23 protein-coding genes and 1 pseudogene are annotated in these 24,985 nt (G+C 38.9%); 12 read left to right on the forward strand and 12 right to left on the reverse strand.

The features are described from left to right. Positions 1-40: 40 nt before the first annotated feature. Together AC4PL9_RS06250 and AC4PL9_RS06255 are read right to left on the reverse strand one after the other, a co-directional pair. Positions 41-310: pseudogene (locus AC4PL9_RS06250) on the reverse strand (IS30 family transposase); the annotation flags it as partial. 183 nt (positions 311-493) lie between these two features. Then, complete coding sequence (locus AC4PL9_RS06255) at positions 494-2,008, reverse strand: hypothetical protein (protein WP_491603899.1); 1,515 nt, start codon at positions 2,006-2,008, stop codon at positions 494-496. 321 nt (positions 2,009-2,329) lie between these two features. Here AC4PL9_RS06255 and AC4PL9_RS06260 point away from each other — a divergent pair, with 321 nt between their 5' ends. Then, complete coding sequence (locus AC4PL9_RS06260; protein ID WP_491603900.1) at positions 2,330-2,980, forward strand: HD domain-containing protein; 651 nt, start codon at positions 2,330-2,332, stop codon at positions 2,978-2,980. A 63-nt stretch (positions 2,981-3,043) separates the two neighbouring features. On the opposite strand, the gene trxA is transcribed toward AC4PL9_RS06260, so the two are convergent. Next, the gene (gene trxA / locus AC4PL9_RS06265; RefSeq protein WP_343787504.1) at positions 3,044-3,361 is read right to left on the reverse strand and encodes a thioredoxin; all 318 of its coding nucleotides are present in this window, start codon (positions 3,359-3,361) and stop codon (positions 3,044-3,046) included. Positions 3,362-3,486: 125 nt separating this feature from the next. After that, entirely contained in the window at positions 3,487-5,247 is a 1,761-nt protein-coding gene (locus AC4PL9_RS06270) for a MutS-related protein (RefSeq protein WP_491603901.1), read from the reverse strand. A 105-nt stretch (positions 5,248-5,352) separates the two neighbouring features. Between AC4PL9_RS06270 and AC4PL9_RS06275 the strand changes: the two genes are divergently transcribed. Next, positions 5,353-5,772 carry a nucleoside-diphosphate kinase gene (locus tag AC4PL9_RS06275; RefSeq protein WP_491603902.1) on the forward strand — a complete coding sequence of 140 codons (420 nt, stop codon included), beginning with the start codon at positions 5,353-5,355 and terminating at the stop codon, positions 5,770-5,772. Between the two features lie 79 nt (positions 5,773-5,851). On the opposite strand, the gene AC4PL9_RS06280 is transcribed toward AC4PL9_RS06275, so the two are convergent. Together AC4PL9_RS06280 and rho are read right to left on the reverse strand one after the other, a co-directional pair. After that, positions 5,852-6,412 (reverse strand): DUF4199 family protein, encoded by a 561-nt coding sequence (locus AC4PL9_RS06280; protein ID WP_491603903.1) that lies wholly within the window; start codon positions 6,410-6,412, stop codon positions 5,852-5,854. Positions 6,413-6,436: 24 nt separating this feature from the next. Beyond that, positions 6,437-8,086 carry a transcription termination factor Rho gene (gene rho, locus AC4PL9_RS06285; protein ID WP_491603904.1) on the reverse strand — a complete coding sequence of 550 codons (1,650 nt, stop codon included), beginning with the start codon at positions 8,084-8,086 and terminating at the stop codon, positions 6,437-6,439. Positions 8,087-8,322: 236 nt separating this feature from the next. On the opposite strand from rho, the gene fsa reads away from it, so the two are divergent. Further along, the gene (gene fsa / locus AC4PL9_RS06290; RefSeq protein WP_491603905.1) at positions 8,323-8,979 is read left to right on the forward strand and encodes a fructose-6-phosphate aldolase; all 657 of its coding nucleotides are present in this window, start codon (positions 8,323-8,325) and stop codon (positions 8,977-8,979) included. Positions 8,980-9,039: 60 nt separating this feature from the next. Here fsa and AC4PL9_RS06295 read toward each other — a convergent pair whose 3' ends face one another. The 3 genes from AC4PL9_RS06295 to AC4PL9_RS06305 all read right to left on the reverse strand — a co-directional run bounded on the left by AC4PL9_RS06295 (position 9,040) and on the right by AC4PL9_RS06305 (position 12,481). After that, on the reverse strand, positions 9,040-9,816 hold the full coding sequence (locus AC4PL9_RS06295) for a TerB family tellurite resistance protein (protein ID WP_491603906.1): 777 nt from the start codon (positions 9,814-9,816) through the stop codon (positions 9,040-9,042). A 61-nt stretch (positions 9,817-9,877) separates the two neighbouring features. Next, complete coding sequence (gene htpG, locus AC4PL9_RS06300; RefSeq protein ID WP_491603907.1) at positions 9,878-11,767, reverse strand: molecular chaperone HtpG; 1,890 nt, start codon at positions 11,765-11,767, stop codon at positions 9,878-9,880. A gap of 123 nt (positions 11,768-11,890) precedes the next feature. After that, positions 11,891-12,481, reverse strand: coding sequence for an SRPBCC family protein (locus AC4PL9_RS06305; protein WP_491603908.1), 591 nt, complete (start codon positions 12,479-12,481; stop codon positions 11,891-11,893). A 71-nt stretch (positions 12,482-12,552) separates the two neighbouring features. Here AC4PL9_RS06305 and AC4PL9_RS06310 point away from each other — a divergent pair, with 71 nt between their 5' ends. Together AC4PL9_RS06310 and rbp are read left to right on the forward strand one after the other, a co-directional pair. After that, on the forward strand, positions 12,553-13,008 hold the full coding sequence (locus AC4PL9_RS06310) for a GtrA family protein (RefSeq protein ID WP_491603909.1): 456 nt from the start codon (positions 12,553-12,555) through the stop codon (positions 13,006-13,008). Positions 13,009-13,182: 174 nt separating this feature from the next. Further along, a complete protein-coding gene (gene rbp, locus AC4PL9_RS06315; RefSeq protein ID WP_343787525.1) occupies positions 13,183-13,443 on the forward strand; it encodes an RNA-binding regulator in 261 nt (86 codons plus the stop codon). A gap of 138 nt (positions 13,444-13,581) precedes the next feature. Here rbp and AC4PL9_RS06320 read toward each other — a convergent pair whose 3' ends face one another. After that, a complete protein-coding gene (locus AC4PL9_RS06320) occupies positions 13,582-14,265 on the reverse strand; it encodes a carbonic anhydrase family protein (protein ID WP_491603910.1) in 684 nt (227 codons plus the stop codon). A gap of 499 nt (positions 14,266-14,764) precedes the next feature. Here AC4PL9_RS06320 and AC4PL9_RS06325 point away from each other — a divergent pair, with 499 nt between their 5' ends. Beyond that, positions 14,765-16,474: a M3 family oligoendopeptidase gene (locus tag AC4PL9_RS06325; protein WP_491603911.1), complete on the forward strand. Its 1,710-nt coding sequence runs from the start codon at positions 14,765-14,767 to the stop codon at positions 16,472-16,474. Positions 16,475-16,482: 8 nt separating this feature from the next. Here the strand turns inward: AC4PL9_RS06325 and AC4PL9_RS06330 are convergent, their stop codons facing one another. Next, positions 16,483-18,216, reverse strand: a complete 1,734-nt coding sequence (locus tag AC4PL9_RS06330) for a M61 family metallopeptidase (RefSeq protein WP_491603912.1) — start codon at positions 18,214-18,216, stop codon at positions 16,483-16,485. A 124-nt stretch (positions 18,217-18,340) separates the two neighbouring features. Here AC4PL9_RS06330 and AC4PL9_RS06335 point away from each other — a divergent pair, with 124 nt between their 5' ends. Beyond that, positions 18,341-18,994, forward strand: coding sequence for a hypothetical protein (locus AC4PL9_RS06335; RefSeq protein WP_491603913.1), 654 nt, complete (start codon positions 18,341-18,343; stop codon positions 18,992-18,994). A 13-nt stretch (positions 18,995-19,007) separates the two neighbouring features. Continuing rightward, the gene (locus AC4PL9_RS06340; RefSeq protein WP_491603914.1) at positions 19,008-19,934 is read left to right on the forward strand and encodes a lysophospholipid acyltransferase family protein; all 927 of its coding nucleotides are present in this window, start codon (positions 19,008-19,010) and stop codon (positions 19,932-19,934) included. A 10-nt stretch (positions 19,935-19,944) separates the two neighbouring features. Here the strand turns inward: AC4PL9_RS06340 and AC4PL9_RS06345 are convergent, their stop codons facing one another. After that, complete coding sequence (locus AC4PL9_RS06345) at positions 19,945-20,502, reverse strand: anthranilate synthase component II (RefSeq protein WP_491603915.1); 558 nt, start codon at positions 20,500-20,502, stop codon at positions 19,945-19,947. Positions 20,503-20,553: 51 nt separating this feature from the next. Here AC4PL9_RS06345 and AC4PL9_RS06350 point away from each other — a divergent pair, with 51 nt between their 5' ends. The 4 genes from AC4PL9_RS06350 to AC4PL9_RS06365 all read left to right on the forward strand — a co-directional run bounded on the left by AC4PL9_RS06350 (position 20,554) and on the right by AC4PL9_RS06365 (position 24,944). Next, complete coding sequence (locus AC4PL9_RS06350; protein ID WP_491603916.1) at positions 20,554-20,931, forward strand: RidA family protein; 378 nt, start codon at positions 20,554-20,556, stop codon at positions 20,929-20,931. Positions 20,932-20,937: 6 nt separating this feature from the next. After that, positions 20,938-21,465 carry a hypothetical protein gene (locus AC4PL9_RS06355; protein ID WP_491603917.1) on the forward strand — a complete coding sequence of 176 codons (528 nt, stop codon included), beginning with the start codon at positions 20,938-20,940 and terminating at the stop codon, positions 21,463-21,465. A gap of 6 nt (positions 21,466-21,471) precedes the next feature. Then, positions 21,472-23,424, forward strand: a complete 1,953-nt coding sequence (locus tag AC4PL9_RS06360) for a glycosyltransferase (RefSeq protein WP_491603918.1) — start codon at positions 21,472-21,474, stop codon at positions 23,422-23,424. A gap of 179 nt (positions 23,425-23,603) precedes the next feature. Continuing rightward, the gene (locus AC4PL9_RS06365; protein WP_491603919.1) at positions 23,604-24,944 is read left to right on the forward strand and encodes a dihydrolipoamide acetyltransferase family protein; all 1,341 of its coding nucleotides are present in this window, start codon (positions 23,604-23,606) and stop codon (positions 24,942-24,944) included. The last annotated feature ends 41 nt before the right edge of the window (positions 24,945-24,985 follow it).

Below are 24,985 nucleotides of genomic sequence, written 5' to 3' on the forward strand. Positions count from 1 at the left end.
ATAAATAATAATTAATTATATTTAATCACTGTCCGAGAAAGGGTAAGGCTACAATCCAAAGCATACCAGAAGCTCTATCGTTTAGAGTAATAATAGCTCCCTTATGGTTTTTTCCAATTATGGTATCTACTTCTAAATGTCCAAATTCGCTTCGTTCTTCGGCTTCTTTTGGTCTTTTTTCAATACCCACACGACCTGTTAAAATACCTCTGGAATCCTTTTGATTACCTCGTTTTCGGTATTTTCTTCCCTTGTGTCTCAAATGTAAATAAAGGTCACCTTTCCTCTTCTTATCTTCCCAAACATATTGTGTAGCCTTACCCTTTCTCGTACAGTGATTAAATATAATTAAATGTTATTTATTTCATTCATTAATCGTTGACCAATAAACAACTGTAGATACCCCATTTAATAGGATAGTTTAAAAATTAGTTAAATCCCCCCCAATCAACAAAACCGGATTTTAGCAAAAAAATGGTAAATTATACTTCTCCTACCTCAAAATAACTCTGCTTTTACGAGATCCTTTCTTTCCGTTGTCGTCGTAGGTTTCAATTTTATGTTCTAACCATTTTACAAAAGGAAGACAGTGTAAACTGATATAATGGAATTCTCCCAGCTCTTCTTTTAGTACCTGTTGCAATTCCAGCAGTTCATTCTTATCTCTTTTCACTCCTGAAATGGTTTTCAGAACAACGTTTAGCTTTAAAGACACATTTTTCAGGTAATTCGGTTCGTCCTCAATCTCATTCAGGTTTCGGATATACCGGTTGACATAGCGTCTGAAAGAGTCTATATTTACATCATACGGTGTATCTTTCAGGTTCTGGTTAATCAGAAACTTCAGAATGGGAATATAATAACGCATAATCCCCATTCCGTTACGGTAAGTATTAAAACGCAAGAGTTGCTTGTCTGCTTCATTAAACTCTCCTGAAAGGTACATTCCTAATATCTTGTAATACTGGATTCTTCGCCGAAGATCAATACTAGACTCGAACAGATTATGCTGCCCCACTCTCTCAAGAAGTTCAAGCACCTCTCCTATTCTACCCGATAAGAAAAGTAATCGCAACACCAGATCAACTTCAAATGGTTGTGACTGAATCCGGTTAAAGAAAGTCTTTGAAAAGATTACATGATCGTCCGGAAGATGTAATTGTATGTTTCCATTCCTAAACTCCTCCAGATAACTTCCAATAGCATCCAATAATAAGAATTCATCCGAAAATTCACTTACCATCAACAGGTCATCCTTGGCTTGCAAGAGACGAATCTGATCCAGATGAAACTGGCAGGGGCTATTATCCTGTTTAATCAGACTAAGAATAAAAGAACCGGCGTGTAAATAAAACCCTATTGTAACTTCGTTGGATTCTACGTAGTACTTATAAATCGAGAGCCGCATACTTTCGAGCCTTTCTAATAGACCTTCATTCAGTTCATTCAGCAGAAAATAGCGCTTACAACTCAAATGAAACAACTTGGCTTCTGTAACGTACAACGAAATCCGGTGCACTTCTCCCAAGCGTTCCGTTAACTCAATCGGGCAGATATCCATATAAAAATTCTCACACTTGACACGCCCCAGTATGATCTGGTTTAAATGCAAATGCTTTAACCGTGCTGTTTCTTCCAGATAATCAAAACGAGCAAGAATCATATCTTTCCCATAGTCGTTTTCTATCAACGTTTTTAATTGCTTTACCGAATCAATGGTTGAAGACACACGGGTAAGCGAATGTCCAGGAGATTCTCTGGTATTGATAATCGACAAAACATCCTGTTGCAGTCGTTTCACCAGTTTTCTGAAGTTTTCTTTAGCATTCGGAGAATCCTTATACAACAGATTTATCGTTTCTATCTTTTTTGGTTTTCCCCGTTTTAATAAAACATCCAGTAATTCATATTTCTTGCGGGACCTTCCCCTTCCGGATGCTAATTTTCCTTCCAGTAAACTTTTTTCCCTTGAATTTAAATTCTCCAGTAATCTTTTTAGTTGGTTCATGTGTGTTTAAATTGTAAAGGCGTCTTAAAGGTTAAAATTTTGGATCAATAATCCTTAAAATCCTAACGAAAAAAATTCTCTTTTATTCGAGTAAAGCGGTTTATGTAACAGAAAACGGAATTTTAACTAAAAATTTCACTCAATGGTTAGATTTAACAGTTTTTATGATTTTTTAATTCATCTATTATCTACTCATTTATAATGAAATAAACAAAATCAGTTACATAAAAAATAATATTTCACATCTCTAAACATTGGAATCCTAAATACATTTACCTCTCTCTTTTCCTGATAAGTTTCATTTTTCATTAGCTTTAATCCATGGACTGGAAAAAAACAATTCAAGCGATTGAAAAAAGTGTGCAGGACAAATTCTCCGGGGAAGCAACCGGACATGACTGGCACCATATTGATCGTGTCAGAAGAAATGCTGTGGCTATTGCAGAGAAAGAAGGTGGAGATCTCATTATTACGGAACTGGCTGCCTTACTCCATGATATTGATGATCATAAATTCAACGGTGGTGACTGGGAAGCCGGAACACGCAAAGCAAAACAAATTTTAGAAGAACATCACGTACCGGAGCAAATTTGTCTTCATATTTGTCAGATTATAGGAAAGGTAAGTTTTAAAGGAGCAAATGTTGTATCTGTTCCCGATTCGATTGAAGGAAAAAGTGTACAGGATGCAGATCGTCTGGATGCAATAGGAGCTATAGGTATTGCAAGAGCTTTTGCTTATGGAGGAAACAAAAACAGAATGATTTATGAACCCACGGAAGAAATAGTTCTCCACGAATCACGGGAAGCTTATTTTAATTCAGGTTCTCATACCATTAACCATTTCTACGAAAAATTATTACTGTTAAAAGACACGATGAATACTCCCACAGGCAAACAGATGGCAGCATCGCGACATGCTTTTATGGAACAATTTCTGAAACAGTTCTATGACGAATGGGACACAAAATAAAAAAAGCCCGTATTACCGGGCTTTCTATAGTATGGTTTTATTCTAAACCACAAAGTCTTTTATTTATAAGATTGCATCCAGTTTGGAAGTCAACTGATTCTTAGGTACAGCTCCAACTGATTTGTCCACTACTTCTCCATTTTTAATGAACAATACTGTAGGAATATTACGTACTCCAAATTTAGCAGAAACTTCAGGATTCTGATCGACATCAACTTTACCAATTAACGCACGTCCTTCATACTCTCCGGACATTTCCTCGATAACGGGACCGATCATTCTACAAGGACCACACCAGGCAGCCCAGAAGTCTACAACAACCGGCTTATCTGATTTCATTACAACTTCCTCAAAGTTGGTGTCTGTGATTTCTAATGCCATAACTTTACTTATTTATTTACTATTTTTTTCAGTTCGTTAAAGATAACGATTGATTTTGGTGTTCAAATTGTTTGCCAATTATTTTTTTATGTCATTCTGACAGTCCTACAGGAAGTTCGTCATTATCAGGTTAGCCCCATTTTCTTTAATAAGAAGGAAGCATTCATATTCTGACAAACACCGGCACGCATTTTATAATCGAATGTCAGTTCGTCCTTTTCAATAATGGAATCAAAGTACAGGTTTTGAAAAGCACTGCTTTCATCTCCCAACCTGCAAAGCGATAAATCATGGGTAGCAATAATCCCTTTCGCTCCCAGTTCATTCAGTTTATTCAAAAATGCTGCAGAGCCTTTTTCTTTGTCGATCGAATTGGTTCCTTTTAATATTTCATCCAGAATAATGAATATTTTCTCACCTCTTTCTATCGCATCTACGATAAAACGCAAACGGGAAAGTTCAGCAAAGAAATACGAAGCAGAATTGGAAAGATCATCCGTTGTACGCATACTCGAATACAATAGTAAATCAGGCATCACAAACTGTTCGGCCACAACAGGAAATCCACAACGTGCCAAAATCAAGTTTACTCCAACGGAACGTAAAAAAGTACTCTTCCCTGCCATATTCGGACCTGTAATAATGGAAAAGGCGGTTTCTCCCGGCGCCTGAAAATCATTATAAATTGTTTCATCCGGAGAAAGTAACGGATGCCCCAATCGTTCCGTTTGAATCCGACTTCCCTCCAGTCTGCCGTAGGTCAGATCCTGACGATTGTGTGCATAATTAGCTGCACAAATCCATACTTCTAAGTGCGCTAAATCTTTTTCCCATTTACCAAAATCACTATTGTACTTTGCCAACCAGTCCATTTGTAACGTTTGCATCCAGAAATCCCAGGCCAGGAAAATGTTTAAAACAATTCCCATAAGCATATTCAAACGATAATCAGCCAGATCTATCAAACGGGTAATACGACGCAATGCTTCACGGGAAGAGTTCTCCCCCTGCAACAATTTTTCTTTAAAAACCTGCATCTCTTTCGAATCAAATTCGCACTTCTCCAGCTCGTTCAATCGAAACAAAATAGATTTCCATTTTTCACCCGCTTTTGAAGAAGTAAACAGAATCTTATTCGTCTCCTTCAGTCTGGCTCCGATCAGAAACATCGGAATCAATAAGGATAATATAAATTGCATGTCAGAAAGAACTCCTACCTGCCAGAAAACCAAAGAAGAAAGTGAAAAAACAGGTAATACCCATCTAAGAATACGAATAGCTACCATCTTTTTAACCGGAAAGTGAATCCATCTCTCTGCCGCTTCCTCCATTTCCTCATCTTCCTGACGCGAAACTGCAAGGTACTTTTGTCTCCAGTCTGTTTTATGTTTCAAATCTTCAATTACAGCCTGTACATGCTTTCGATCTTTACTTCCCTGCAACAGATACTCCGCCAACATCCTTTTTCCTGATCGTGTAGCAGTTCTGTTCAAAAAAGCAAACAGACCATTTTTGTGAAACAAATCCATGTCAATCGCATACGGATGTCCCGGGTCTGAAAACTCACTTCCCGAATCAAAAGCAGTGTACTCTTTTCTCAATGCCGCTTTTTCGGCCTGATTCATAACTACCAGTCGTTCATAAAAAGCCTGTTTTTCCGATAAATCAGTAAAGCGGGATACCAACCAGAGAAATCCCCCCAATAACACAATAACTATCGGAACAATTACTTTCCAATCGGGATAAAGCAAATAACCTGACAAAGGAATCAATAGAAAAACAAGTAACCGTAACCATCCAATAGTTACTTTAGTAGCTGCCACTCTTTTTCTCGCACTCTCAAATTCGTTTACACGACCGTCGTAAAAAGCGAATAGATCTTTCATTTTCATAGCGTGTAAAGCTAAGTATTTTAATGCAAAGCATGGCTGGCGAAAAAATTATATCTACCTTTGGCGCGTTTTTCTAAGCAAAGCATAAAATTAAAAATAATGGCAGGAAACAGAACATTTACAATGTTAAAGCCCGACGCGATCGAGAACGGGCACATGGGGAAAATCATTGATATGATTATCGGTGCCGGCTTCACTATCAAAGCGATGAAATTAACACGTTTGACTGAAGAGCAGGCGAAGAAATTTTACGAAGTACACAAAGAGCGTCCTTTTTACGGAGAATTGGTTGATTATATGACCTCCGGTCCTATTGTTGCTGCAATTCTTGAAAAAGACAATGCAGTAGCTGACTTCCGTACATTGATCGGTGCTACTGATCCTGCTGAGGCAGCAGAAGGAACTATCCGTAAGAATTATGCTGAGTCCAAAGGACGTAATGCAGTTCACGGATCAGATTCTGATGAAAACGCTGAGATCGAGTCTAATTTCCACTTCTCTGCAAACGAGATTGTTTAAGGAATACAGATAAAATTAAAAAACGGTCTACTGAATTCAGTAGACCGTTTTTTAATTCCTCACTATTTTACACTAAATACTACATTCCTCTAAATAGTATTTTGCGGAATAACAATGTGACAAAAAGAGCATAAATCACAGACAAAAGAAGAAACCCCATCAACAAGAATACAAACTGTACCTTTGGATTAAGAATCCCAACTGTCGTTTGTCGGATTTCCTCCACAATCTGCTCCCTTGATTTCAGTTCCGCATCCGGATTTTGTTCCTTAAACAACGTAAGATTTTTGTCATCAGACAGCTCCTTTTCTACCAAAACCATTCTTTCTTCGATTTTATAATCCAAGTACGAACTGTCTACTGAACTCAGATAGTACCAGGAAAAAGAAGCCACAATTACAGTATAGATAACACCTCCTGCGATAGCACTTTTTACATCCTCCAGAAAAGTTACCTTTTCGAATCCTGCCTGTTTTTTGGTAAGATATAAACCAATTGCCACGGCAGATAATAGTAAAAAGTTATTTATCAGGGCACTGATATTGTACCATTCAATACTATAGCCTGACAGGTAAATAAAAAGTTTGGCTGCAATCCACACTGCAGCCAAACTCAATCCTACTTTTATTGAAACTTTCATAAGTAGTTTATTTCATCAAAAAAATTATCCGTTCATTGAAATCAGGAACTCCTCGTTTGATAACGTTTGTCCCAATCGGTCTTTCACAAACTCCATGGCCTCTATCGGATTCATATCTGCAAGGTACTTACGTAATAGCCAAATACGCTGTAAGGCCTCTTTATCCATCAACAAGTCCTCGCGACGTGTTCCTGAAGAAAGAATATCGATTGCCGGGTAAATACGACGATTCGCAATTTTTCTATCCAGTTGCAACTCCATGTTCCCCGTTCCTTTAAACTCTTCAAAGATCACTTCATCCATTTTCGATCCTGTATCTGTAAGAGCTGTTGCGATAATAGATAAGGAACCTCCGTTTTCAATTTTTCGGGCCGCTCCGAAGAAACGTTTCGGACGGTGTAAAGCATTTGCATCCACACCACCGGAAAGAACTTTTCCTGAAGCAGGAGAAACCGTATTATAAGCTCGTGCAAGACGCGTGATCGAATCCAACAGAATACACACATCGTGTCCCGACTCCACCATACGTTTCGCTTTCTCAAGAACAATGTTCGCTACCTTAACATGACGGTCGGCCGGTTCGTCGAATGTAGAAGCAATAACTTCCGCATTTACACTACGCGCCATATCCGTCACCTCTTCCGGACGCTCATCAATAAGAAGAACGATCAGATATACTTCCGGGTGGTTTGCGGCAATTGCATTCGCCACGTCTTTCAATAGAACTGTTTTCCCTGTTTTCGGTTGCGCAACGATCATCCCACGCTGACCTTTTCCTATTGGAGCAAAAAGATCCATAACACGTGTAGACATGCTTTGTGACTTGTGTCCCGTAAGATTAAACTTCTCATCAGGAAACAATGGCGTAAGGTATTCAAAAGGAACACGGTCGCGCACCAAAGCAGGTTCTTTTCCGTTAATATTGTCCACTTTTACCAACGGAAAATATTTTTCACCTTCACGTGGCGGACGAATCGTCCCTTCCACTGTATCTCCGGTTTTCAATCCAAAAAGTTTTATCTGACTCTGACTGACATAAATATCATCCGGTGAAGGAAGGTAATTATAATCTGATGAACGAAGGAAACCGTATCCATCAGGCATTAATTCCATGACACCCTCCGCAGAAACAATTCCTGCAAGGTCAAACGCTTCTTCTTTCGCTTCCTGCTCAGCTGAAGAACGTTTATCGTCATTTCCGTTCTGTCTTCGAATATTATTGGTTGGGTTGTTGGTGGTGTGTTGTCGGCTTTCTTTTTTGAAGCTTTCTCTTACGGGGCGCTTCTCCTGTTGTTCGGGTTCCTGATAAGGCGTTTTCTTTTCACCTTCAGGACTCTCAAACAAATCAGGTTGTTTCGGTGGAGGTGAGGTACTTGTGGCTTTCTCAACCACATTTACTTTTTTAATTACCCGGGCTCTTTTTCGTTTTCCCTCCGAATGACTTTCCGCTTCACCTGCATCTGCCTCCGATTCAGTTTTGGTTTTTTCCCGTTGATTTTTTACCGGAACTTCTTTCTCCTCCACTTTCTCACTCTCAGCCTCCGCTCCTTCACCTATTATAAGGTCTATTAGATCAGCTTTTTTGTATGATTCAACTCTTTTGATGCCGAGTTGTTTAGCAATTACACGCAAATCAGGAAGTTTTTTCGCTGATAGCTCTTCTTTTGTTGACATAAAAAAGAAATAAAATTATTCTTAAAACGTGATGTTATAAACACTATAAATTTGGATTTATCTCAGAAATTCAGACTTAAATTTCAAAAAGATGGTGCAATAATACGAAAAAATTATATTCAAAAAATAATTTCCTTAGTTTTTTAAATTTTCTTTTCCTGTTGAAAACTAGCATCCAACCACTCCGTTTTTTTACTTCATACTCCTTACATTTGTAATTAAACAAAACTAATAACATGAAATTTTTCATCGATACAGCAAATCTATCCGAAATCAAAGAAGCAAATGACCTTGGGATTCTTGATGGTGTCACTACCAACCCTTCACTCATGGCAAAAGAAGGAATTACCGGTCACGATAACATTATGAAACACTACGTTGCTATTTGTTCTATCGTTGATGGTGATGTATCCGCAGAAGTAATTGCAACGGATTTCGAAGGAATGATACGTGAAGGAGAAGCACTTGCTGAGTTACACAAAAATATTGTGGTTAAAATTCCGATGACAAAAGAAGGAATTCAGGCAATCAAATATTTCTCCGGAAAAGGTATCCGCACCAACTGTACGTTGATTTTTTCAGCAGGACAAGCTCTTTTGGCAGCAAAAGCAGGAGCAACATACATTTCACCGTTCCTTGGACGTCTGGATGATATTTCTACGGATGGTACAGACCTTATCGCACAAATTCGCACGATTTACGACAACTATATGTTCCAGACAGAAATTCTGGCAGCATCTGTTCGCCATCCGATGCACATTATTTCCTGTGCTGAAATTGGTGCTGATGTCATTACTGCTCCGCTAAAAGCTATAACTGCGTTATTAAAACATCCTCTTACGGACAGCGGACTTCAGCAGTTTCTTGCTGACTATGCAAAAGGTAATAAATAGTAATCGTTTTCAAAAACATATTTTTCATAAAAAACGGAGCTTATTTATAGCTCCGTTTTTTTATATACCTCTTGCTTTTTTTATATTATCATAAGCATCCTGTACCGCCTGAAACTTCTCTTTGGCTCCGGTTTGGTACTCCTCTCCCATGTGAGCAACTTTGTCCGGATGATACTCTACAGCTAACTTTCGATAGGCTTTTTTCAACTCGTCATTAGTAGCGTTTTCAGGAACACCCAAAATCTTGTAATCACTTGATTCATCCCGGAAGAACATACTCTTCAATCGTTCAAACTCATAACCGGGAATACGCATAAAAACAGAGATTCGCTCTATTACTCCTAGTTCAACCTGACTGACTTTTCCATCCGAATGTGCAATCCCAAATAAATAGTGTAACAATTGCAGACGCACTTCAGGAGTTGTACGCATAAGAAGATCATTACAAATATCTTGCAGCGGAATATGTTCTGATTGCACAAACTGCTTCAGTGTTTGCAAATCATCTTTATCAAAAGCCGGACCAAACTGTCTTCTGAAAAACTGTTTTACATATTCAAGCTCGGCTTTCATTACTTTTCCGTCTGCTTTCATTACAGCAGCAGAAAGAGCCATAAGAACTGCCGAAAAATCACTGGTAGCCGTACGTTGTTGATAATACCGAAAAACATCTTCCGGGTTTCTGTACCCTTGCTGATAACGTCCTCTTGTCGCTTCTGTAACCTCTTCTGCACTATCCAGTAAGTATCCCAGAATAAACCCTGCTAACGCTCCAAAAATGGATTGAGTAACCAAGAAACCTACTCCTGCAAAAATAAATTTGTAAAAACCTTTCATTTGAAATAAAAAGAGACGGCTCTTTTATAAGTGAAGAAGAGCCGTCTCCTGTAATTAATTATTAAACAAGCTCAATACTGCGCTCAATAAACTTATCCAGGGCCTCTCCTTTCAGCATCCCCTGTGACAACAAAGCGAGATCAGCCAATTGTTTTACTGTACTCTTTTTAACAGCTTCATCATCTACCTCTACCAGTGAACTGATTTTGGGGTGATTGGAGTTTACTACAAGATTATAGCTTTCCGGAAATGCTCCCATAAATCCGGCTCCTCCTAACTTTTGCTGCTCCATCATCCGGCGAATAAACTCCGGTTGTGTAATAATAATAGGGGCATCTTTCTCTGACATACTCTGGAACTGAACCGTAAACTTCCCCTTATCAACTGCCTCTTCAAATACCGGCTTGATCGCTTCCTCCTGCTCCTTTGTAAGTTTCGAAGGAAGTTCATCCTCTTTCTGTATCAATCGGTCAAGTGAATCCGAATCAACTCTGGCAAATGAAATATCTGTATAGGTCTGCTCCAACTTTGAAATAAAGTGCGGAGTCAACGGAGAATTCATTTCTAACACGTCATATCCACGCTCTTTTGCACTTTTTACAAAACTATACTGACCATCTTTATCGTTTGTGTATAGAATAACGATCTTATCGTTCTTATCTGTTTGAGAAGCTTTGATTTTCTCTTTGTACTCTTCAACGGTATAAAAACCGCCTTCTGTACTGTTTAAAAGAACAAATTTCTCTGCTTTTTCTGCAAATTTATCCTCCGAAAGAATTCCATATTCAACAAATACCTTCAAATCATTCCATTTCGACTCAAAGTCTTTACGATCCTTGTTGAACATTTCCCGCAATTTATCAGCTACTTTTTTCGTGATATGAGCTGAAATCTTTTTTACGTTACTATCCGCCTGTAAGTATGATCGGGATACATTCAACGGAATATCCGGCGAATCAATAACGCCATGCAACAATGTCAGAAAATCAGGAACGATATTCTCAACTGAATCTGTAATAAACACCTGATTACTGTACAGCTGAATTTTATTACGTTGTACCTCCACATTTTCTTTGATCTTAGGGAAGAACAAAATACCTGTCAGGTTAAACGGGTAATCGACATTCAAATGAATATGAAAAAGAGGTTCTTCAAATGTCATCGGATACAACTCGTGATAAAACGACTTATAATCCTCATCGGTTAGTTCCGAAGGTGATTTTGTCCATGCCGGAGCTGTATTGTTGATCTGACGCTCCTGTTCAACGTCTATTTTCTTTGGATTTCCATCTTCATCTTTCTCTCCCGAAGGATCGTCTTGCTTAATGGTTTCTTTTCCAAAAATCACAGGTACAGGTAAGAATTTACAATACTTATCCAAAATACCTCTGACCCGGTTTTCTTCAAGAAATTCAAGCGAGTCCTCAGCGATATAAAGTACAATATCTGTACCTCTTTCTTTTTTCTCTATTTCCTCAATTGTAAATTCAGGGTTACCATTACTCTCCCACTGAACAGCCTGAGAACCTTCGTGTCTGGATAAGGTCTGAATCTGTACACGCTCTGCCACCATAAAAGCCGAATAGAACCCCAATCCAAAATGACCGATAATCTGTTCAGCTCCCTCTTTTCCTTTATATTGCTGTACAAACTCTTCCGCTCCCGAAAAAGCAATCTGATTAATATACTTGTCAATTTCATCGGCAGTCATTCCGACACCATGATCCCGAATTGTCAGTGTACGTGCATCCTTATCAAGAAGCACTTCCACTTTAAGGTCTCCCAATTCTCCATTAAACTCCCCGGAAGAACTTAAGACACGTAGTTTTTGCGTAGCGTCTACCGCGTTGGAAACCAACTCACGAAGAAATATCTCGTGATCAGAGTATAAGAATTTTTTAATAATCGGAAAGATATTCTCCGTTTGGACATTAATCTGACCTTTTTTCATATCTACTTAGTTTTTTAAGTTATTTTACTACTTGAAACTTTATTCTTTTCGTCGTAGCAACAATCTTCAAGATATGTGCCAGATCATGAAAACTGACAAAATGACAATCGTCCGGAATTGATACTACTTTTCAACAGCCGTTCTGAAGGAAGGCATTATGTGTTTTGGAGCATCCAAAATGAACATATTGACAATCCACGCCGGAAAACCATCTGCCGGGGTCTTTGATTCATGTGTTATACGCGTTGTATATTTAGTCAGTGGTTCAAACAACCACGATCCGGAAAGATTTTGCATCCGCTCATAATCCTCCTTCTCATTCACATAACCGCTAACCGTGTAAAATTTCACTTTTACAACACCATTCCCCAGGTTGTATCGCTTATACTTTGCTACCATATCCCGATCCGCATAAGGCCAGGGGAAATCAACCACACAATAAAGAATCCACTCGGAGTCTGAATTACTTTTTATGATTTCAGCATGGGTAGTCTTATAAGAAGTTTTAGAAAATTTTTCCAAATCTTTCAGATGATCAACACATTTTTCTACTCCAGCCTTTACATCCACTACTCCCCGATACTCTTTCACTGAAGACCCTTCGGCATTTCTAGTATATATTTTCACCCCGTTTTTATCATATTCTTTTTTCCATCCGGAATCATCAGCAATTAACAATCCGGTTATCATTGTCAGAAAAAACAGCGCTTTCATACTCTATTACGATTTTACTTCAAGGTCTACCAAATTTAAAAAGATTTATTTAGATTTGAAGCCTTCAAACCATGAAAAGAGCAAAAGATTTACCAGACATCCAAAAACAGTTGATCAAGTTTACACTGATAGGAATATTCGCTGTCATGGTTGACTTTATTTTTTACTATATGTTCATGCATACTCTCCCTGAAAAGGAGACATTACTGTTGGATAAAAACGATATTTCAAAAACGCTTTCTTTTATTTGTGGTTCTATTGTCACATACAACCTCAATAAATATTGGACGTGGAAACAGAAAGACAGGTCAAACACTCGTTTTACCAAGTTTATCTCTTTATATCTTGTATCCCTTTTACTTAATGTGGGGGTAAATAAAGGAGCTCTCCTTGCTTTTGAGAACGTTGATTTTCTGCAGTCCATACCATTCCAGTTTCCTATTGCTTTTGTTCTGGCAACCGGATTTAGTGCTGTTTTCAACTTCGCAGGACAGAAAGTTTGGGTATTCAAAGTAAAAGAGTCCTGAAATATTTTTTTCTTTTTTCAACTTGCATCAGGACAATATTTTAAAAATTCATGTATCTTTACGCTACATTTTGAAAATCGTTGGTTCAGATCGCTGATCTTTCCCGCTTTTTTTGAGATATTTTAGTTAGTTATCCGGTAAAACGGAGAGTATTATTTATTTTAATTTTTTTTTATGAACATTTTTGTTGCCAGACTTGATTATGGCGTAACAAGCGAAGACCTTAGAGAGGTATTCGAAGAGTATGGAGATGTATCTTCATGCAATGTAATCTTTGATAAAATGACAAGAAAATCAAAGGGTTTTGCTTTTGTTGAAATGCCAGACAACGCTGCTGCTCAAAAAGCAATCGCGGAACTAAACGAGGCTTCTATCAACGGAAGAACTATCGTTGTTAAAGAGGCTGAAAGCAGACCTGCTAATAACAGAAGATAATTAGTAAGCTATTATGCTGATCAAAGGTGACTTTTAGTCACCTTTTTTATTTTATGGAAGTTTTCAGGAACCACCTGTCAACAAAAAAACCGGAGAAAATTCTCCGGTTTTTTTGTTCTTTACATTCTATTCCTGTGATTATTTTGTCACCGGAAACATATCATTCAATGTTCTTTCACAACAAACAAACGTATCATCAAAGAACTCAACCGTTCCTTTTACAACATCATACATCGCACCAATTACACCTATCTCACCGTGGCGAATCAGTTGTTCAATTACCATAGAACGTTCAATCACAGCTTTTACGCTACGCTTAACGTTAATATCAGCTACTTTCTGAACAAACTCAGGGTTACTTCCCGTTCTTTTTTCCGACTCAAGGACTGTTCTTTCTTCATAAATTGCCGGTTGAATCTTTGACAACAGCGAAGTAAGGTTCCCCATTTCAACATGATTACAAGCTCCAGTAACCGCTCCGCATCTTGTATGTCCCAAAACGACAATCAATTTTGAACCTGCACCTTTAACCGCATATTCCAAACTTCCCAGAATATCCGAGTTAACCACATTTCCTGCAATACGAATAGAGAATATATCTCCCAATCCCTGATCAAAAATCAACTCGGCTGAAGTACGACTATCCATACAGCTCAAAATACCTGCAAATGGCCATTGACCATCCCGCGTGTCATTCATTTGCTTTAGCAAATCTCTATCAACGCTTAAATTTTCAACAAAGCGCTGATTTCCTTCCTTAAGGATCTCCAAAGCCTTCTCAGGCGTAATAGTACTTTGTGTTTCTTTTGTGTGTGCTCTCATGTTCATGGACTTTTTTAAGACAAAATTATTTTGTTCTAATCTATATTTATGTACCAATTATTACATACAATAAACCCATGCAGTCTAAAATTCTGAAAACTTCAGAAAACACGGATGAGGATTCCGAAGTACCTTTGTAATCCACTGTTCGACAAATGTCTCTTTCACTTTCGTGAATGCGGCCCGCCATTAGCACCTCAAGTTTTTCCCCAAATGATAAGTTGTTAAGTTTCAAAAAACAACTGCATGGGTTCCCGTTATACGGGTGAGGCTATCCGACCTTATCGGCAGTCACTCTAGAATCAAAAATACTTTTTTTCAACCATTCCGGAAAATGTAATTTCTAACATTTATGAAAAATTAACGTTCATTAAGATTTTCGATTCCTCCCCTATCCTTTTCTACCTGATTTCATACAGAATGAATGTTCCTTTGTTTTCCCTTTTACCTAAGTATGTTTATTATCTTTAACCCAATCGAAACAATTAGGATTAAGGATATGGATTTACAAATAACAGAACGCCATTTTTTACCCGAACAACTTTCCATTCAATCTTTCAGTGATATAGAGCCTTTTTTTGAAGAGTTGACGGATCGGGATATAACTTCACTGGAAAATCTGAAGAAATGGCTATCCGACCGAAGTGAACTAGATGCGGTTCTCGAGGAAAATATGGCCTGGCGATACATCCGGTTTTCAATAAACACGACCGATGAAGAATTAGCACAATCTTATCAATTATTTGTTACCCAAATACAACCTCATATTGCACCTTTTGAAGATCTTCTCAATAAGAAACTATTAGCATCTCCTGCTCGAAAGGAATTGCAAGGAGAAGAATACCGAATTTATCTGCGGTCCATTGATACTTCAGTTAAGTTATTTCGGGAAGAGAATATTGAACTGCAGTCGAAGATCAGCGAAAAAAGTCAGGAATTCGGTACCATATCTGGTGCTCAGAATATTGAGTTCGAAGGTCAGCAGATCACCATGCAAAAGGCAGCTACATTTCTAAAAGACCCGGATCGTGAAAAACGTGAAAAGGTTTTCCGGTTAATGACTGACCGGAGATTACAGGATGTACAAAAGCTCGATCACCTCTACTCAGATTTACTAAAAATGCGTCACCAAACCGCTGTAAACGCAGGTTTTGAAAACTTCCGGGACTATATGTTTGAGGCGATGGGTCGCTTTGATTATACCAAAGAAGATTGTTTCAATTTTCATTCGACGATTGCATCTGAAATCGTTCCGCTCGTTAAAGCATTTCAACAGGAACACTGCGAAAAAATGGGACTGGAAAAGCTGCGTCCCTGGGATACGGATGCTGATCCGGAAGGAAAAGAACCTCTGAAGCCTTTTGAGTCCGGAGAAGAAATGCTCCGTGGAACGATCAATATGTTTACTTCGATTGATCCGTTTTTTGGTGAATGTCTGCATAAAATGGACGAAATGGGACATCTTGACCTTGAATCCAAACCCGGTAAGTCACCGGGAGGTTATAACTATCCGTTGTACGAGACAGGGGTTCCCTTTATTTTTATGAATGCTGTGGGAACCCACAGAGATCTTGTAACGATGGTTCATGAAGGAGGACATGCAGTTCACAGCTTTCTAAGTCGTGACTTGCCGTTAACCGGCTTCAAAAGTTTACCAAGCGAAGTAGCGGAACTGGCTTCCATGAGTATGGAGTTAATATCCATGGATCAATGGCATAGGTTTTATGCTTCCGAAGAAGAATTGAAACGTGCAAAAAAAGAACAATTACAAACCGTCCTGCAGATTCTTCCGTGGATCGCTACAATAGATGAATTTCAACACCGACTCTATGAGAATCCGGAACACACCGAAGCGCAGAGAACTGAAATCTGGTTAACACTTCTGGATAAGTATGGAACCGGGATGGTAGACTGGAGTGGTTTTGAAACTACCCGTGAGAAAAGCTGGCAACGCCAGTTACACTTGTTTGAAGTCCCCTTTTATTACATCGAATACGGTATTGCTCAATTAGGTGCGTTAGGAGTCTGGATGAACTACAAAAAAGACCCCAACCAAGCTCTCGAACAGTACAAATCTGCTCTTGCTTTGGGATATACACGTTCCATTCCTGAAATTTATGCTACTGCCGGAATTCGTTTTGATTTCAGCAAAGAAAACTTACGTGAACTAGTAACATTTGTCAAAAAAGAACTGGAAAACTTACAGTAATTTTATCCTTACAAATCGGTTTCTTCCAATTTGAATCCGGTCCACTTTCTAAAAGCCTGAAGTTGTATAACGGAGGGCTTATAGACTTTTTTCAATGAATAACTCAGGTAATAGTTCTTATCTGTTTGTGGCAGTGTACGCTCTATTAACTTCCCTTTTCGGTTTACAATCATTGTTAGCTGGTCATTGCGGAAATAATCCAGCCATTTATCCAACTCTCCGTCTACAAAATAATTATTCACCGCCATTATCTTATCCCCAATCATTAAGCCTCCAACATCAGCATCAGACCCCGGGTAAACAGTTGTTATCAACCATCCCTCACCTGATTGCATGGTTTTCATACCAATAGCTGCCAAAGAAGTCTGTGATACCGGAGTTGCTTCCATTTCCAATCCCAGGTATTCAAATGAATCTGCCAAAATAGATTCAAATGTTGTTGTTCCATGGATATATTTCTCAAAAATCTCAGACATATCGCCACCGGAAACATCTTTTATTGCCTGTAAATAATCGGCTTCGGAAACACCTTTTTTGTCCAGGTAGTAATTGTAGTATAAATAGCGCATCACATCATTCAGACTTTTGCGATTGTCCGTTTTTTGCATAACAAAAACATCAGTGAGCAATGCGATTAAAGCTCCCTCGTTATAAATACTCACTTTTCTTCCGGGTGCACCCGCAGTATAGCCATCCAGCCAGGTATCGAACGAACTTTCGGCAACGGAATAATGAAATCTCCCGAAATTTTCAAAGTGCTTATTCAACAGCTTATATACTTCTTTTAAATATTCTTTAAGCGAAAACACACCTGATTTTAACAGGTAATAATCCCCCATATACGTTGTAACTCCCTCACATAAATATCCCAGAGGCGAATAATTTTCACGGCTATAGTCATACGGATACATCTCAACAGGACGAATCGATTTTACATTCCAAGTATGGTATAATTCGTGCGAACTGACTCCCAGTAAGTCATCGTACACCGAACCGAAAATATCTATAGATGGTCCCAGAACTATAATTGTCGAATTTTGGTGTTCTACTCCATGGTAAGCTCTTTGCGGCTGAATCAAGAAGATAAAATGATACTCTTCTACCGGAAACTCTCCGAAATCCTTCATTTGAGCAGTAGTAAAAGCCGTAAAATCCCTCAAAATACGCTCCCAGTCAGGACGATTCAATCCGTGGAACCAAATATGAAACACTACCCCGCCGACTTCATATGTATTGTGTTCCAGTTGTTTTGCAAAAACGAAAGGACTGTCAACCAACGCATGGTAACTCTCCGCTTCAATACGGTTTCCTTCTAGTTTTAATCCCCCCGCATATTCTCTGCCTTCAGGAACATTTACTTCCAACACACACGCCTCCTCTTCCCTTCCTTTACAGTAAATACAGCAATTCACAGGATTGACATACAACATACTATCATCCAGATAAGTTGATCCTGCATTCATATCAGCTGCGTAATACGAATATCGAACCTGAATCATTTTACATCCTGATGTATCTACTTTCCACACATCTTTGGAAGTCTTCGAAAAGTCTATTTTTTTACCCTCTTCTGAAAAAACCTGAAATGACCTGACATTTTTCGCAAAATTTCCCAACTCATATCGTCCCGGACGCCATGCAGGAAACTGCAAATACGTTACCTCTTCACGCACATCAAATTCCGCCTTAATTTGAATATATTGTTGTTGAGGAAAATCGGTAGAAAAAATATATTTCGTCATATCTGATTTTTTCTGCGAAATTAACATTTATCGAGTTTACTCTAAAAATGACAAGGCCTTTCTTCAATAATTTCCACAAATCAGCGTTTTTTTCTTACTTTCGGGAAAGAAATCTTCATGTCAGATGAGAAAACTAGCAGTACTTATTATATCACTTTCATTTTTCCTTGGGACATCATACAGTCAGGAAGTATTCAAACCGTCTCATTCACTGAAAGTAGACATGGGTTTACCTGCTTCACAGGGAAACAAACCTTTCAAATTTCTTATGCAAGGTTTATTCAATGTTTCTGCTTATTATCAATATACATTACCATTCGGGCTGAACTTCGGTGGAGGAGGAAACTTCAACTACTTTACACTTAATGAATTCAAACTACCCGGAACCGTCAAAGGCGGTATATCAACGATTGGAGGTTTTGGTAAACTCGGTTTTGAGAAATTCTTTTCTCCTAAACTCGCTATGGATGCCGGAATGAAATTCGGATATAGTTATTCTTTCAGTAAAAACTCAAGCACTATTGAGAAAACAGGTAGGTCTTTTGAATATGATGCTCCTTATCTGGAGCCCATGATTAACCTCTACCTAATGGCAGATGAACAATCGGGGTTTTCATTGAGTATTGGTTATGTATTCAAAGGAGTAAAGTTCAATGCTTCTCATTTAATGGTGGATGAAATTACAGGATTTGAACCGGAGGACTTCGGAGGGAATACACACTATCTGATTGTTGGCTTCGGATATACCTATTACTTCGGGAAAAAGAGTAATAATTAATTCACTTCTGCAAATGCTGCTTTCCAAAATCCTGTTTTACGGAGTTGTGTACCCGTTATCATTCCTTCCTCTTCCTGTTTTGTATCTGGCCACTGATTTCGGGTACTTTCTCTTGTATTTTGTAATCGGATATCGTAAAAAAGTAGTCCGAAAAAACCTAAAAAACTCCTTTCCGGAATTGAATGATACGACAATTCTGAAAATTGAACGCAAATTTTACCATCACCTTACAGATCTGATGGCAGAAGGAATCAAAAACCTGTCCATCTCAAGAAAAGCACTCTCAAAGCGTATGTCAGTTGAAAACCCGGGTATAATGGATACGTTACACGAGAAAAATAAAAGCGTGCTACTCGTCAGCGGACATTACAATAACTGGGAATTCCTAATTACTTCTCAGGCATTCCTTTTTCCGCAACAAGCAGTCGGAATCGGTAAACCCCTTACCAGTAAGTTCTGGGACAAAAAACTGAATGAATTACGCGGACGTTTTGGTATGCGTATTATTAACCATACCAATGTTTCTGACAAACTTACCGAATGGCAAAAAGAATCTCTTTCTATTCTCGCATTAGCTGATCAATCTCCCGGAGATTCACTTAAAAGTTATTGGACGAACTTCCTCCACCAACCAACAGCTGTTCTCTTCGGCCCCGAACTATTAGCCAATCAATACGATATGGCTGTCGTTTTTTTCCACATGAAGAAAGTAAAACGTGGGCATTATTCCATTTATCTGGATCTTATCACAGAAACTCCCCGCGAATTACCTTACGGAACCATCACTGAAAAACATACATCTTTACTGGAGGATGTCATCAGAAAACAACCTGAGTACTGGCTATGGTCACACAAACGCTGGAAACGTGAACTTCCGGAGAATCCCGAAGAATTAAGAAAAAAGCAAAAAGAAAGATTTGAAAAAAAATTCAGGAAGTAAAAAATCCGATCTATAAACTCAAAAAAGTTCGCAAAATATCTTTCCCGTCAGGAGTTAATACGGACTCCGGGTGAAATTGAACCCCGAAAACAGGTAATTCGGAGTGCTCTATTGCCATCACTACATTTTCTTCGGATAAACACGTAACCTTCAATTCATCTGGGATATCTGTCACAGCCCAGGAGTGATAGAGTCCGACAGGGAATTGTTGAGGAAGTTGTTCAAGGAGAATTGATTTCTCTCTCTTAAAGCAATTGAGTTGCTTTCCATGTCTGACTTTTTCCAAATTATACAATTTACCTCCAAAAAATTCGGTAACTCCCTGCATCCCCAGACAAACACCTAAAATAGGTTTTGAGAAAGAATAACTGGCAATTATATTGGGCATAATCCCTGCATCTTTAGGTAACCCCGGACCGGGAGATAAAATTATATGAGAATAAGCTCCTACTTCCTCAATAGAAATCTCATCGTTTCGTTTTACATCTACGGAAACACCAAAAGAAGCAACGTAATCATACAAATTGTATGTAAACGAATCATAATTATCTAAAATGAGTACACGCATCCCCTTGGTTTGGGGCAAAATTATTAAACTTGTCGAACAAAAGCTCTGTGTATGAAAAAAATCATCAGTATCCCGGGAGCACCTGCTCCAATAGGACCCTACAGCCAGGCTGTTTTAAAAGGAGATACACTCTTTGTTAGTGGTCAAATCCCCCTTAACCCGGTATCCGGAGAATTGGAAACAGACTCAATTGAAGAAGCCACACACCGCATCATGAAAAACATTTCTGCATTAGTAGAAACTGCAGGACTCCGTATGGAAGATATTGTTAAAACCTCTATCTTTCTGAAAGACCTGAATGATTTCGCAACGGTCAATACTGTCTATGCGTCTTATTTTACAAAGGATTTTCCGGCAAGAGAAACGGTTCAGGTAGCTAAACTACCTCTGGATGTTCCTGTTGAAATCTCCTGTATTGCGATAAAATAAATAATTATGAAACGTCTGACCACTTATTTACTGATGATAACAACTGTGCTTCTTTTCTGTACATCGTGCAGAAAACTAGGGACTTTCACCCTGGACTACTCTACAGACATTGTGATTCCTTCCCAGACGGGTATCAGCATTCCGTTTACCGTTTATTCTCCGGATGTTGAAACCAACTCGACGTCCCAGTTTGAATCAGAAGGAACCTCTACAAAATATGTAAATACAATTCAACTTTCACAATTAAAACTCTCAATCGTCAACCCCTCTTCGGCTAACTTTGATTTCATTGATGAAATACAGATATTTATTAGCGCACCGGGACAAAATGAAACGTTAATTGCTGAAAAACTTAACATCCCTGAAACACAACTTACATCCTTTCTTTGTAATGTTAAAGATGTTAATCTAAAGGATTTCATTTCTCAGGATTATTATGAGTTACGAGTACGCACAGTAACCGATCAGGTTTTAAGTCAGGAAATAACTATACGCGCAGATCAACTATACACGGTTGAAGCTAACATCCTTTAAAAAAACATGTCTACTAAACTTTCCGTCATTATTGTCAATTACAACGTTGAGTACTTTCTCGAACAGTGTCTCAACTCGTGTCGGAAAGCCATACAAAATGTAAGCTGTGAGCTTTTTGTCGTTGATAATAATTCGATTGACGGATCAGTAGAAATGGTCAGGAGTAAGTTTCCAGAAGTTCATCTGATCGCCAATACAGATAATGTAGGTTTCTCCAAAGCCAACAATCAGGCTATGCGTATCGCCAATGGAGAATATATTCTTCTCTTAAACCCGGATACAGTAGTTGAGGAAGATACCTTCGAGAAAGTGGTTCGCTTTATGGATGAGCATCCGAGCGCTGGAGGTTTAGGAGTACGAATGCTGGATGGAAAAGGAAAATTCCTTCCGGAGTCTAAAAGAGGTCTTCCCACTCCTTCTGTTGCGTTCTACAAGATCTTCGGAATATCGCGATTGTTACCAAAGTCAAAACGCTTCGGAAGATACCACCTGGGATACCTGAGTGAATTCGAAACCAATGAAATTGAAATCCTGAGTGGTGCCTTTATGCTCATGCGAAAAGAAGCTCTGGATAAAGTGGGTTTACTCGATGAAGCTTTTTTTATGTACGGGGAAGATATTGACCTCTCCTACCGTATCATTTTAGGTGGTTACAAAAACTATTATTTCCCCGAAACAAGGATTATTCACTATAAAGGTGAGAGCACGAAAAAGAGCAGTGTAAACTACGTGTTTGTTTTTTACAGGGCTATGATCATTTTTGCGCGCAAACATTTCTCACAGAAGAATGCCCGGCTGTTTTCTTTTTTGATCAATCTCGCTATCTACTTCCGGGCCGGAATAGCTATTCTGAATCGTTTCATTAAACGAGCTTTTCTGCCGGCTGTTGATTTCACCTGTATTTTACTACTCCTTAATTGGTTAACGTCATTTTGGCATGAAAAAGGAACCGATTTCCCCGAGAATATTCTTCGAATAGCTTTACCTGTCTATACGTTAATCTGGATGATTGCAATCCTCTTCTCCGGCGGATACGACAAACCTGTTCGTCTGCAACGTTTTGCAACAGGAGGTTTGTTAGGAACAGGACTCATTCTGGTTTTCTACGCCCTGCTTCCTAAAGACTGGCAATTCTCACGTCTGTTTATTCTGGTAGGAACGGCTTCTACAATTCTGTATTACCTGTTATCACGAATTCTACTTCATTTTACCATAGGCGGTAAATTTGACCTGTACGGAAACAGAAATAAAAACTTTGTTATTATTGGTTCGGAAGAAGAATCTCGGCGAGTAAAAACACTTCTGGAACATACCAATACTAAAATCAATCGTATCGAAATAGTTTCTCCGGCTCACGAGAAAGATGACGCTGCCGTAGGAACAATTAGCCAATTGGATCAAATCGTTCATATCCACAAGATGGATGAGATCATTTTTTGTGCTAAAGACACGACCGCACAAACCATCATTGAATGGATGACGCGAATTGATTCCTCCAAAATTGACTTTAAAATTGCACAACCAGACAGCCTGTTCATTATTGGAAGTAATTCCATTGACTCCAGCGGAGATCTCTATGTATTTGACGTAAACTCCATCTCTAAGCAGAAAAACAGGAGAAACAAGCGCACGTTAGATATTGCCCTTTCTGTCTTTTTCCTACTCACTTTCTGGATCTGGATGTGGTTTTTCACCAACAAATACTCATTTCTTCGGAATATGTGGCAGATTCTTTCCGGCAAAAAGTCTTTTGTCGGCTACCATTATCAATACGATGAATCCAGTCTGTACCTTCCCAGAATCAAACCGGGCATCCTTACACCAGCCGATGAATTCTCCGCTCAGCCACAGAAAAAAGAATCCATTCAAAAAATGAATCTCATATACGCCAGAGACTACTCCTGGTTAAAAGATTTACAGATTCTGTCGAAAAGCTGGAGAAAAATAGACCGGGACTAATGCGGGATTAGTCACTTCTCTTCGCATTGGACAAATTATCAGAAAAGAATCTTTCAAATAGTAAACATCATCGGTTTCAACTTCAATTTAACACAGATATTACTATTCCGAAACCTTGTTCTTTTAGAATTTTAGGTTATTTTTGTGCTCGATTATTCCAAAGAAAGAACATATAATATATGGCACAGATAGAGATTCGACTTCCCAAAATGGGAGAAAGCGTTACCGAAGCGGTAATCACAAATTGGCTGAAAGAAGTTGGTGATACAGTTGAAATGGACGAGCCTCTAGTAGAGGTTGCCACAGATAAGGTGGATAATGAATTACCTTCTGAAGCTGCCGGAGTTCTTGTGAAACGCTTATTCGAAAAGGATCAGACTGTTCAGGTTGGTGAAGTTATTGCGATCATTGCAACTGATGGTGATACATCAGAGCCTGTAGCTGCTCCTGCTGCCGATACTACTTCCGTACCTGCCGCAGCTGAAGCTGTAATGAATACAGTTGCAGAGGTTGCCGGTGAAGTATCCGCTCTTGATAAAAACGGACCTTCCGGGAAATTCTACTCTCCATTAGTACGAAGCATTGCTGAAAAAGAAAATGTTTCTATGGCTGAGCTAGAAAATATCCAGGGAACAGGTGCGAACGGAAGAGTTACAAAAACAGATATTTTAAGTTATCTTGATAATCGCGGAACAGCACCAGTAAGTGCTCCCGCTGCAACGCCATCTACAAATGGAGTTGTGACTCCTGCATTGGATAAACCGGCTCCTGCGCCAGCAGCACCAAAAGGACCGAATGTAGTAGTTAATCCAGGAGATGAAATTATCGAAATGGATCGAATGCGTAAAATCATCGCTGAGAACATGGTCCTTTCGAAACAAACTTCACCTCACGTTACTTCATATGTTGAGGCTGATGTTACCAACATCGTGAACTGGCGTAATAAAGTTAAAAAGCAATTTGAACAAAGAGAAGGAGAAAAAATCACCTTTACGCCTATCTTCATTGAAGCAATCGTAAAAGCGATCAAGGACTTCCCGATGATTAATATCTCCGTTGACGGAACCAATATCATCAAACGCAAAGACATTAACGTAGGAATGGCAGCAGCTCTTCCTTCAGGAAACCTGATTGTTCCGGTAATTAAGAATGCAGATCGTCTGAACCTTGTCGGATTGACAAAATCAGTTAATGATCTGGCAAACCGAGCTCGTCAGAATAAATTGAAATCAGATGAGATTTCCGGCGGAACTTATACGATTACGAATGTTGGTTCATTCGGAAACGTAATGGGAACACCAATTATTCCTCAGCCTCAGGTTGCAATCCTTGCCGTAGGAGCTATTCGTAAAATGCCGGCCGTTATCGAAACACCGGACGGAGACTTTATCGGAATTCGTCACAAGATGTTCCTTTCTCATTCCTATGACCACCGGGTGGTTGACGGTGCGTTGGGAGGACAGTTTGTGCGTCGCGTAGCAGATTACTTAGAGCAATTTGATGCCAACAGGGAATTCTAAAACACTGTAATATTGATCTTTACCCATCCTAAGTGATGGGT

This window comes from Wandonia sp., assembly GCF_984588085.1.

Bases quoted from the DNA above. Each gene is read 5' to 3' on its own strand.
- AC4PL9_RS06255 (WP_491603899.1), bottom strand. From the start codon at position 2,008: ATGAACCAACTAAAAAGATTACTGGAGAATTTAAATTCAAGGGAAAAA.
- AC4PL9_RS06260 (WP_491603900.1), top strand. From the start codon at position 2,330: ATGGACTGGAAAAAAACAATTCAAGCGATTGAAAAAAGTGTGCAGGAC.
- trxA (WP_343787504.1), bottom strand. From the start codon at position 3,361: ATGGCATTAGAAATCACAGACACCAACTTTGAGGAAGTTGTAATGAAA.
- AC4PL9_RS06270 (WP_491603901.1), bottom strand. From the start codon at position 5,247: ATGAAAGATCTATTCGCTTTTTACGACGGTCGTGTAAACGAATTTGAG.
- AC4PL9_RS06275 (WP_491603902.1), top strand. From the start codon at position 5,353: ATGGCAGGAAACAGAACATTTACAATGTTAAAGCCCGACGCGATCGAG.
- AC4PL9_RS06280 (WP_491603903.1), bottom strand. From the start codon at position 6,412: ATGAAAGTTTCAATAAAAGTAGGATTGAGTTTGGCTGCAGTGTGGATT.
- rho (WP_491603904.1), bottom strand. From the start codon at position 8,086: ATGTCAACAAAAGAAGAGCTATCAGCGAAAAAACTTCCTGATTTGCGT.
- fsa (WP_491603905.1), top strand. From the start codon at position 8,323: ATGAAATTTTTCATCGATACAGCAAATCTATCCGAAATCAAAGAAGCA.
- AC4PL9_RS06295 (WP_491603906.1), bottom strand. From the start codon at position 9,816: ATGAAAGGTTTTTACAAATTTATTTTTGCAGGAGTAGGTTTCTTGGTT.
- htpG (WP_491603907.1), bottom strand. From the start codon at position 11,767: ATGAAAAAAGGTCAGATTAATGTCCAAACGGAGAATATCTTTCCGATT.
- AC4PL9_RS06305 (WP_491603908.1), bottom strand. From the start codon at position 12,481: ATGAAAGCGCTGTTTTTTCTGACAATGATAACCGGATTGTTAATTGCT.
- AC4PL9_RS06310 (WP_491603909.1), top strand. From the start codon at position 12,553: ATGAAAAGAGCAAAAGATTTACCAGACATCCAAAAACAGTTGATCAAG.
- rbp (WP_343787525.1), top strand. From the start codon at position 13,183: ATGAACATTTTTGTTGCCAGACTTGATTATGGCGTAACAAGCGAAGAC.
- AC4PL9_RS06320 (WP_491603910.1), bottom strand. From the start codon at position 14,265: ATGAGAGCACACACAAAAGAAACACAAAGTACTATTACGCCTGAGAAG.
- AC4PL9_RS06325 (WP_491603911.1), top strand. From the start codon at position 14,765: ATGGATTTACAAATAACAGAACGCCATTTTTTACCCGAACAACTTTCC.
- AC4PL9_RS06330 (WP_491603912.1), bottom strand. From the start codon at position 18,216: ATGACGAAATATATTTTTTCTACCGATTTTCCTCAACAACAATATATT.
- AC4PL9_RS06335 (WP_491603913.1), top strand. From the start codon at position 18,341: ATGAGAAAACTAGCAGTACTTATTATATCACTTTCATTTTTCCTTGGG.
- AC4PL9_RS06340 (WP_491603914.1), top strand. From the start codon at position 19,008: ATGCTGCTTTCCAAAATCCTGTTTTACGGAGTTGTGTACCCGTTATCA.
- AC4PL9_RS06345 (WP_491603915.1), bottom strand. From the start codon at position 20,502: ATGCGTGTACTCATTTTAGATAATTATGATTCGTTTACATACAATTTG.
- AC4PL9_RS06350 (WP_491603916.1), top strand. From the start codon at position 20,554: ATGAAAAAAATCATCAGTATCCCGGGAGCACCTGCTCCAATAGGACCC.
- AC4PL9_RS06355 (WP_491603917.1), top strand. From the start codon at position 20,938: ATGAAACGTCTGACCACTTATTTACTGATGATAACAACTGTGCTTCTT.
- AC4PL9_RS06360 (WP_491603918.1), top strand. From the start codon at position 21,472: ATGTCTACTAAACTTTCCGTCATTATTGTCAATTACAACGTTGAGTAC.
- AC4PL9_RS06365 (WP_491603919.1), top strand. From the start codon at position 23,604: ATGGCACAGATAGAGATTCGACTTCCCAAAATGGGAGAAAGCGTTACC.